This window comes from Microcoleus sp. CAWBG27 (genome assembly GCF_020883145.1).
Lineage (GTDB): Bacteria > Cyanobacteriota > Cyanobacteriia > Cyanobacteriales > Microcoleaceae > Microcoleus.
In genome coordinates, this window is the sequence record NZ_JAHREU010000123.1 from 1 (window position 1) to 9,381 (window position 9,381).

The following is a 9,381-nucleotide window of genomic DNA, read 5'->3' on the forward strand; positions in this document are numbered from 1 at the left end:
TATTGGTTATTGGTTATTGGTTATTGGTTATTGGTTATTGGTTATTGGTTATTGGTTATTGGTTATTGGTTATTGGTTATTGGTTATTGGTTATTGGTTATTGGTTACTGGTTATTGGTTATTGGTTATTGGTTATTGGTTATTGGTTATTGGTTATTGGTTATTGGTTAGTTGCCATGCCCCATGCCCCATGCCCCATGCCCAATTTAATCAAAGACACTCAGCCTTAGAGATTTAGCTATTCGTTCCAATAAAAACAAACCGCCGACAGAATTTCCCTCTTTATTTAAAGGCGGACTGTAAGAGGCGATCGCCCCTTCGCCCGGAATAACCGACAACAAAGCCCCGCTAACTCCCGACTTAGCGGGAATTCCCACCCGCAGCGCAAAGCGGGCCGATGCTTCATACAAACCGCAAGTAGCCATCAGTGCTTTCACAGTGCGACAGTTTTCCGAGATCGCTTCACCACCATTTACCAACACCATTCCCAGCTTCGCCAAATCTTCTACACTTCCCGACAAACAGCAAACGCGATTGTAGGTTTCTAACGCAATTTCCGAGTTTTGTAGATAACCAGATTCCACCATTGCCAAGGCAAGATCCCAATTTTTTTGATTAGGCATTGCATTCACTGAATCGAGCATTAACTCGTCAACAAATAACTGACTTTTTGCCTGTTGGTTCAGCCAATTTCGCAGGTTTTGACAGCGCACCACCGCATTTTCACCGGGAATTAAAGACGCTAGGGCGATCGCCCCGCTATTAATCATCGGATTTCTCGGCTTCCCTCGATCTCTTTCGAGTTGAGCCAGGGAATTGAAAGGAAGTTCCGAAGGCTCGCAGCCCACGCAGTCAAAAACTGCTTTTTCGCCCAATTCGCACAGCAAGTAAAGCAAGACGAAAGGTTTGACTGCGCTCATCAGCGGGAATGTGGTAGCAACACTGCCCCAGCTCAAAATTTGACCGTCAATTGACCGAATTTGCACGGAAAACCCTTGTCTGTCGGCTTTGGCAAGAAGAGGTACGTATGCGGGGACTTGACCGGATTTACTGCGATTAATTGCCTCTGTTGCCCAAGCTGCCAGTTGTTCGAGTTGCAGGGAAGATAGTTTGCTGGTGGGTGTGTTCACTTTCAGTTATTTCAATATTTGCGATCGCCCTTTTGAACCAAAAACCCGGTTTGTGAGGTGAGGCAAGTGCGATCGGTCGATCGCAATAAAATCGGTTCGTAGTGCGGACTTCAGTCCGCATTATGCGGACTGAAGTCCGCACTACGAACATCGTTACCGCCTGCGGGCAGCTAATCAATATTATTGACAAAATTTTCCTAAAAATTCTGTACTTTGCATAAAAACCTCCCTTTCACCCAGATAGATAGGTAGCAGCATTAAGGCAGGGCTGCTACCCAAAATCAACAAGCACTAGCTTGAAATGCCTTCAACTTCTTATTTTTAATCCCCAATCAGGGGCGGGGTGCATATTTAATTTAATTTTTTCAGAGTTCGCGCAATCCTTTCCGGAAAACCCCCGAACCTCTGAGAATCTACTATCCAATCGGATCTACTCAAACCCAGGATAAAAAAAATGGCAGACGAACCGAAAACAGATGCAGCAGAAGCACCAAAACCCGCTCCGATGATTTTTAAGGGTGTCTGCAAGGACGGAGTTCTCAAAGGCAAAGAAATTGAAGGCAAATTAGATATCAAAGTAAACGTTGAATCTGTTAAAACCGCAGAAACACCTCCAAAAAAATCCAAGTGGGAGGAGCCTATATTTTGGGCGGTGTTTTTATTAACTGCCAACTTTGCCGTCGGCGATCCCGCCGGAATGAGAAAATACAGCCCCCCACAAAGGTCTCATTCTCAGGAGATGTTAAACCAATCTGGGGAGCAGTCGGTGTTGCCTCAAAAAAACACCACCAACTTGCCGCTTTAGGCTCTGGGAGCCTGCCAGCCACGCAAATAGTAATAAACAGACCCGAAATATTCATCGAATACTCGTGTCGTAGTTACCAAAGCTTCTGCACTGGGCAGGAAATCTGCCGCGTCTAAGCGCAGTTTGGAATGCCCTCCTGACACTGGCTGGTAAGTGTAGAAGTCCGTAGCTCTAGGAATCACCTGGATTCCCATATTCGCAAAAGCGAGGCTGGCACGCCGCATCTGAATTGCAGATGTTACCAGGATTACTTTGCGCCCGACGCCGCGGCTGTCGAGGATCTTTCTCACTTCCTCGGCGCTGGTGCGTATGTTCCTGCCATTATCGTCGAGAACGATATTGTTGCGCGGCACGCCCATGTTGCTTGCCAGCAAAGTTTGGATATCTTTAGCTTCGCCAGTATCATTCTGTAAATTTGCTCTGGGCCCAGCACTAACAATCACCAAAGGTGCTAGTTCTTTTTTGTACAAAACAGCAGCATAGGGCAAGCGATTGCCTGTGTCTGTCAGTTGAATTGCTTCTCGGTTAGCGTTGTGACTGTTAGTCGTTCCCTTGCCCAGCAGGACGATCGCCGCTGCTGTTTCGTCGCAGCAAACTGTGCGGGCTGCGGCATCTCGTTCTGCTTGATCTGCGAACCAATAAGCCACCACCGGCATACTCGACAGAATCAAAACCAGCAGCGCAGCCAGGATCATTCTCGGCGCCGGGTTGCGGATGCCCCCGTTCGTGATCAGCGCCGATGCAATCACCAACAGTGTGATCGAAAAACCTAGCGGCTTAAAGAAGAAAGCTATTAAGCCGAAAATCGCTGCTCCGACTGGCGTGTCTGGGGCAAAAAAAGCGAGGAACAAAAGGCTGATCAGCAGCAAAACGCGCAGCCGGTCTATTAACGGATTGTCTTTGCCTCCTGATTGATCCCACCACGATTTGATCAGTGAGAAGAGGAGGAATAGAAATAGAATGCGAGCGAATAGTTCAGGCATCTTGCAATATTCTGTGTCTTCATAAATTAGTACGGAAGTGTGGAACGAGCGCTAATTTAGCTGCGGTAGGAAATGCCGGCATCGGTTGAGTTGGGTTGTTAACTTTCGCCGTGCAGTTCGATCGCATTTCTGAGAAATGCTCTATTCCGGTCAGCTATCAACTATTGGTTGCACGCAAGGAGATCCCGCTACTTCCAGTCAGTCGATTTTAAATTTTAGATTTTAGATTTTAGATTGACTCCACAGATGAATCTAGGAGCTTGCACTTTGGTCTAAAATTTTAGGCTCTCCACACTCATAGCGTTGGGGGCTTGTACCCGTTTTGGGGCGGGTCACAGATTGCTGACAGATAATTGGTAATCGATAGTTGGTTAAAGGTCGATCGGTAATTGATAATGGATGGAGCCGACGGCCGGTCAAATTGACTTGGCAATTCAAGCCTGCTTTATGCTGCCTGTATTTTTTCCATTACCTGTTACCCATTCACCAATCCCAATTTATCGGCGTTTCAGTTGATTCCGAATTGCCTGCGTTACCGTTTGAATTACTTTAACACGAGCATAATACTTGTTATCGGCCGCAATTATAGTCCAGGGAGCTGACGGGGTGCTGGTGCGCTGAACCATTTGATTCACCGCCACTTCATAATAATTCCACTTTTCGCGATTCCGCCAATCTTCAGGAGTGAGTTTGTATTGTTTAAATGGATTTTTTTCTCGCTCTGTAAACCGCTTTAGTTGCTCGTCTGGACTGATGTGCAGCCAGAATTTAACTACGACACAACCGAAACTGGTGAGTTGCTCCTCAAATTCGTTAATTTCCTGGTAAGCTCGGCGCCATTCGGGTTCGGTGGCAAATCCTTCCACTCGTTCGACCAGCACTCTACCATACCAACTGCGATCGCAAATGCTGATTTTACCAGCAGTCGGCAACCGCCGCCAGAACCGCCAGAGGTAGTGGTGAGATTTTTCTTCATCTGTCGGGGCAGCAAACGGATTAACGGTGTAACTGCGGGGGTCTAGGATGTCGGTCAAGCGTTTGATCGCGCCTCCTTTACCAGCGGCGTCCCAACCTTCAAACAGCACTAACACGGGGATTTCATCTTCGTCTATGCTTTGTTGCAGTTTGCCAAAACTGGTTTGTGCTGCGCGAAGTTCCTGTTTGTATTCGTCTGGCGACAGCGATTGAGTCAAATCTACTTGGGCGAGCAAATCCGGTTCAGTGGGTGCCAAGCTTTCTTGAGGTGGCAATTTCAGTGGCGTAGATTGCGTGGGGAGTCTCTCTAGGGCTTCTGTAATTGTCGCTGCCATTTGCGTTAAAACTTTGACTCTCGCCCAGCGCTGACAGTCGCCTTCTACTAGCGTCCAAGGTGCCGGGCCCGTGCCGGTTTGAGTTACCATTTCTTCGGCCAAAGTTTTGTATTCTTGGTATTTTTTGGCTTGTTTCCAATCTTCGGGCCGCACTCGCCAAGCTTGTAAGCTGTCGTCTTCTAGTTTTTTGAGCCTGTGCTTGAGTTCTTTTTTGCTCAGGTGAATCCAAAATTTGGCAATTGCCGCGCCGTCATCTACCATCTGCCGCTCGAAGGCGTTGATTTGCCTGATGACTGTCGGTACTTCGGCGTCAGAAACTCTCTGGAACAATCGGTCTTCTAAAACATGAGTGTACCAACTGTGATAGAAAAAACCAATCCGCCCTCGCGCCGGCAGTTTCTCCCAAAACCGCCACAGGAAAGGATAGCCCATTTCTGCCTCTGACGGCGGCCAAATCGGGTGGACGGCAAACCCCCGCGGATCCATGTACCCCACCATTTTTTTGACCAGGGCGCCTTTGCCGGCGGCCGCCCAGCCTTCGAGTACAATTATTGCGGGCAGTTTTTTTTCCCAGCAGGCTAGTTGGAGCGATCGCAACTGCTGCATTAAAACTTCGATTTTGGCATCATAGGTTTCTTTGTCCAAGGAAATATCTAAATCGAGGTTGTCGAGCATATTGACCTCATGCAAATCCAAGAAAGCAGTTTAACGTTAGTTTAACGTTAGGATAAAATTAAATCTTCAAGTGCCACAAAAAGTTATAAAAACTACACTTATGCCCGGTTAAAAGTGCAGTCCTTCTCTAGCCCAATCCAGGCGATCGTTAATACAAACAAAACTCCCCTCACCTCAAACTTGCCAAAAAAAACCTGAGCGGTTATAGTTGAAATAGGGAACTTTTTAAGAGGTTCAACTGCTCCCCTCCCCCAAGCAGGAGAGTTAACAGGAGCAGCAACAAATCCCTGCAACAGGATTTATTGTAAGACAGAGCCAAAGTAAAAATCAACTACCCGGTGGGGGTGAAAACTTCTTTACTTAGCTGTATCAAATTTATTTAAATCATAGTTAATCGAGCATCAGCCTTGATAACTTCCAGGGCGCTGCTTGCCAACGTTGGGCGCTTCTCGGATCGGCAACTCAAATACAAAACTAGCCCAAAAGGGCAAACCAATTTTTATGATTGCGCTATGAGATAAAACCTGAAAGCCTGGGTGATATAGCAGTTGACAGTTGACAGTTGACAGTTGACAGTGAGACTGTTTATGGTGGCAGTCCAAGAGGATATATTCACGATCTCCTGAATGTCATAATTAATGTGGCGGTTGCTATATAAACAGGTTTCTGAGTTTTATCGACACCAAATTACATCTGCATTACATCCGCGTTGCTCCGCGTTTATCTGCGGTTAAAAATCAAAAACTAGGATTTTTGCAATAAATTTATTGTGCTTGTTTGACAATACCCACTGACAGGAACAGTCCGAATTTACGGATTGCAAAGTTTTCTATGAATATCTTGACAACACGCTCCTACAAAGGCAAAAGTGACTGGTGTGCGATCGCAAATTTAATCGATGCTTGCGAAGCAGTCGATGGAGTCGGCGAAGAAGTATCCGCTAGCGAAGTAAAGCTTGTACTCGACGCCCCCACACTCGACAAAGCCCGCGACGTACAGTTGTGGGAAGACGGCAACTACAGACTAATTGGTTTAGCACTTTTAGATATGCCCGATTCCCAGGATGAAATAGACGGCTGTCTCTGGTTTTACGTGCATCCAAAGGCGCGGGGCCAAGATTTGGAAAAAGATATCATTAAATGGGGCGAAAAGCGCCTGGGCGAAGTCTCGAAACAACGGAATTTGCCCGCGAAATTGCGTACCTACAGTCGGGAAGATGAAAGCGACGAGATGCGGCTGTTAGAGAAAGAGGGCTTTGAAGTCGATCGCTATTTTCTCACAATGGCGCGATCGCTCGCCGAACCAATTCCCGCACCCGAATTTCCCGCAGATTTTGCGCTGACGCACGTATCCGGGGAAAAAGACATCCAACCCTGGGTAGAAATGTTCAACCAGTCATTTATCGATCACTGGAACCACCACGATTTAACTGCCGAAACCGTGCGATACTGGATGCAAGACGAGAATTATCAGCCAGAATTAGATTTAATTGCTGTTTCGGGCGATCGTAAATTTGCAGCATTTTGCGACTGTCAAATCAAACCCCAAAAAAACCCCCGCAGCGACGCAAAAGACGGTTGGATTGAACTATTGGGTACGCGGCGCGACTTTCGCAAAATGGGCTTAGGAAAAGCAATGCTGCTAGCTGGTTTGCACACCTTAAAAGCGGCGGGTGCAAATACAGCTAAACTCAGCGTCGATGCCGACAGTTTGACAGGCGCAACAAAGCTTTACAAATCAGTCGGTTTCCGCCCGATGGAAACTTGGCTGTCGTGGGCTAAACCAGTTTAAAACAAGGTTGGTACTCAAGGCTATATCCCCGACTTCTTTAATAAGTCGGGTATCTAACATCAATTGAAGAGTGTTTTTAATGCTGTAGGGGCGGGTTCACCAACCATCATCGCCACCAAACAAACAATCTCAAAAACCCGCCCAACCCAACAAACAATATCAATGTACATTCAAATTCATGGTGGGATGGGGCGGGTTTTTATATATTGTTGGTTATCGTTATATATGGTTGGCGAACCTGCCCCTACGACATTTGGTAATTAAATCGACATCAACGCGCCAAATCTACATTCACCCCCAAAATCTGCTACAATCACCAACAACACATCACCCACCCAGCCAATGATCGGACAAATTTGGCAACGAATCCTCAACCTGTGGCGGCAAATTCAGCGACGTTTCCGCAAACCTGCACCGCCACCGCCCAAGCCAACTCCGATTCGCTCTTTTGGGGAATACGAACAGAAATTCATGGCACTGTTAGAGGGTGTTGAAGAAGGCTGGAGTCGGGGCGAAATTAAAGGCTTTTTAATCCTTAGCAAAATCAATGATGCTGAGTGGGAAAACTGGCTGCAAGAATTTGGAGAAAGGTTGCTGGTATCGCCGGAAATTCATTTAGAGTTGGGTGGGCGGATGGTGCGGCTGGGTGAGATGAATTGCGGGAGAATTAGTGAGGTTGCTGGGAAGATTGGTAGGGAATTGTTGCCGCCGGAGAGTTTGAATCCGACTCCTGCGGATGATTCATTGGTTGTAAGTGAAAATATTGTTACTGAATTGTTGGATTTACCTCGAACTCCGGCGGATGATTCATTGGTTGTAAGTGAAAATATTGTTACTAAATTGTTGGCAAGGAAGGGCTTGAGTGTTTCTTCTACAGATAATTCAGCCACTACTAACCAATCTGATTCTACTTCGGAGTCAGAATATATAGAAAGAGAAATTAGTCAAGAGGTTATAGAATTAAATCAACAAGGAATCGATCGCTATGATGCAGGAGATTTAGAAGGCGCGATCGCAGCCTGCGATAAATGCTTAGAAATTGACCCCAAATACCACCATGCCTGGAACTGGCTGGGCAATGCCCTAAAAGAATTGGGTCGCTACAATGAGGCAAAAGCAGCCTACGAGAAAACCTTAGAAATTGACCCCAGATACCACTTTGCCTGGAACGGTCTGGGCAATGCCCTATATAATTTGGGCCATTACAATGAGGCAAAAGCAGCCTACGAGAAAGCCTTAGAAATTGACCCCAAATACCACCATGCCTGGAACGGGCTGGGCAATGCCTTAAATGGTTTGCGCCATTACAATGAGGCAAAAGCAGCCTGCGAGACAGCCTTAGAAATTGACCCCAAATACCACCATGCTTGGAACGGGCTGGGCAATGCCCTAAAAGAATTGGGCCGTAACAGTGAGGCGATCGCAGCCTACGAGAAATCCTTAGAAATTGACCCTAAATACCATTATGCTTGGAACGGGCTGGGCAATGCCCTAAAAGAATTGGGCCGTAACAGTGAGGCGATCGCAGCCTACGAGAAAGCCTTAGAAATTGACCCCAAATACCACTATGCTTGGAACGGTCTGGGCAAGACCCTAAATGATTTGGGCCGCTACAGTGAGGCAAAAGCAGCCTTAGAAAAAGCCTTAGAAATTACAGATGATCAAGACTGGATGGCTTGGTGGAATCGAGGTTTCTCATTTCTCAACTCAGGGCGATACATTGAAGCTATTCAAAATTGGGATGAAGGCTTACAGAAATATCTCCACAGCAACCACGACTATCGCCTCGCTTGCGGCACTTTGCACAAGGAAAAAGGCAAGGCACAGTACCAACACGGCAAACAAACATTCACATATTTTGAATCTTTCCACAAAGCCAAAGCCAGCTACGAACAAGCCCGCGAATTCTTAAAATCTCCCCTCATCCCAGAAACTTATTTAGAAGTAATGCAAGGCTTAATTACCGTCTGTCGCAGCTTGGGAGATACCAAAACCAACGAGTACATTACCGAAGCTACCACCGTCTTAGAAGATCTAATTTTAGACAATGAAACTCATCCCGAAATCAAACAGCGACTCCAGCGCAAATTTGCCACCCTTTACCAATTGGAAGTCGATGCCCTCGTCAAGTCTGGCGACAAGATAAATGCCCTGCAAAAAGCCGAATCCCGGAAAAACTTTTGCCTGCAATGGATGCGCGCAACTTCGCCAAACAGTACCGATAGCCCGACTTATTACCAAATCCGAGACTTACTGGCAAACAACACCGCAACTGCGATAATTTACTGGCATCTCAGCCCAGTTTCCCTGACTGCTTTTATCATTACCCCAGACAAGTTTGAAGTTATCGCCACACCTATATTCGCAAAGCGCGACACTCAGAGTTTAGAAACATGGCTAAAAAACTGGAAAACCAACTATCAAAATTACTGCCAAACAACCAGCAAACAGCAAAGCAAAGAATCCCATCCCTGGCGCGAGTCAATGACAGCGCAATTGCCACAACTCGCTGACATCCTGAAAATTCCCGAAATTTGCACGCATCTCACCAATATCCAACAGTATCCGCTCAATAATTCGGGGTAGGAGAGAAAAAAGTAAGCAGAGTAAAAAAAGTGTTATAAAATAGGATACATGACGCCAAAGACTATTTCACAAGACAAATCATCCTACAATATACTACTGCA

General features: G+C 46.4%; 8 protein-coding genes. 4 read left to right on the forward strand and 4 right to left on the reverse strand.

Annotation, left to right across the window (positions count from 1 at the left end; all coding sequences use genetic code 11):
- Positions 1-2 precede the first annotated feature (2 nt).
- Positions 3-230 carry a hypothetical protein gene (locus QZ938_RS32185; protein WP_293365684.1) on the forward strand — a complete coding sequence of 76 codons (228 nt, stop codon included), beginning with the start codon at positions 3-5 and terminating at the stop codon, positions 228-230.
- Here the strand turns inward: QZ938_RS32185 and glsA are convergent.
- Together glsA and QZ938_RS32195 are read right to left on the reverse strand one after the other, a co-directional pair.
- Entirely contained in the window at positions 207-1,130 is a 924-nt protein-coding gene (glsA, locus tag QZ938_RS32190) for a glutaminase A (RefSeq protein ID WP_293355152.1), read from the reverse strand. The two genes, QZ938_RS32185 and glsA, sit on opposite strands and share 24 nt — an antisense overlap.
- Positions 1,057-1,320 carry a hypothetical protein gene (locus QZ938_RS32195; RefSeq protein WP_293155865.1) on the reverse strand — a complete coding sequence of 88 codons (264 nt, stop codon included), beginning with the start codon at positions 1,318-1,320 and terminating at the stop codon, positions 1,057-1,059. Before QZ938_RS32195 ends, glsA begins: the two co-directional genes overlap by 74 nt.
- 264 nt (positions 1,321-1,584) lie before the next feature.
- Between QZ938_RS32195 and QZ938_RS32200 the strand changes: the two genes are divergently transcribed.
- A complete protein-coding gene (locus tag QZ938_RS32200; protein ID WP_293355155.1) occupies positions 1,585-1,935 on the forward strand; it encodes a hypothetical protein in 351 nt (116 codons plus the stop codon).
- Here the strand turns inward: QZ938_RS32200 and QZ938_RS32205 are convergent.
- On the reverse strand, positions 1,932-2,918 hold the full coding sequence (locus tag QZ938_RS32205) for a YdcF family protein (protein WP_293155871.1): 987 nt from the start codon (positions 2,916-2,918) through the stop codon (positions 1,932-1,934). The two genes, QZ938_RS32200 and QZ938_RS32205, sit on opposite strands and share 4 nt — an antisense overlap.
- A 497-nt stretch (positions 2,919-3,415) precedes the next feature.
- Complete coding sequence (gene pap / locus QZ938_RS32210) at positions 3,416-4,903, reverse strand: polyphosphate:AMP phosphotransferase (protein WP_293355158.1); 1,488 nt, start codon at positions 4,901-4,903, stop codon at positions 3,416-3,418.
- Positions 4,904-5,734: 831 nt separating this feature from the next.
- Here pap and QZ938_RS32215 point away from each other — a divergent pair.
- Together QZ938_RS32215 and QZ938_RS32220 are read left to right on the forward strand one after the other, a co-directional pair.
- On the forward strand, positions 5,735-6,694 hold the full coding sequence (locus QZ938_RS32215; protein WP_293155880.1) for a GNAT family N-acetyltransferase: 960 nt from the start codon (positions 5,735-5,737) through the stop codon (positions 6,692-6,694).
- Between the two features lie 342 nt (positions 6,695-7,036).
- A complete protein-coding gene (locus QZ938_RS32220; protein WP_293355161.1) occupies positions 7,037-9,280 on the forward strand; it encodes a tetratricopeptide repeat protein in 2,244 nt (747 codons plus the stop codon).
- Positions 9,281-9,381: the final 101 nt, after the last annotated feature.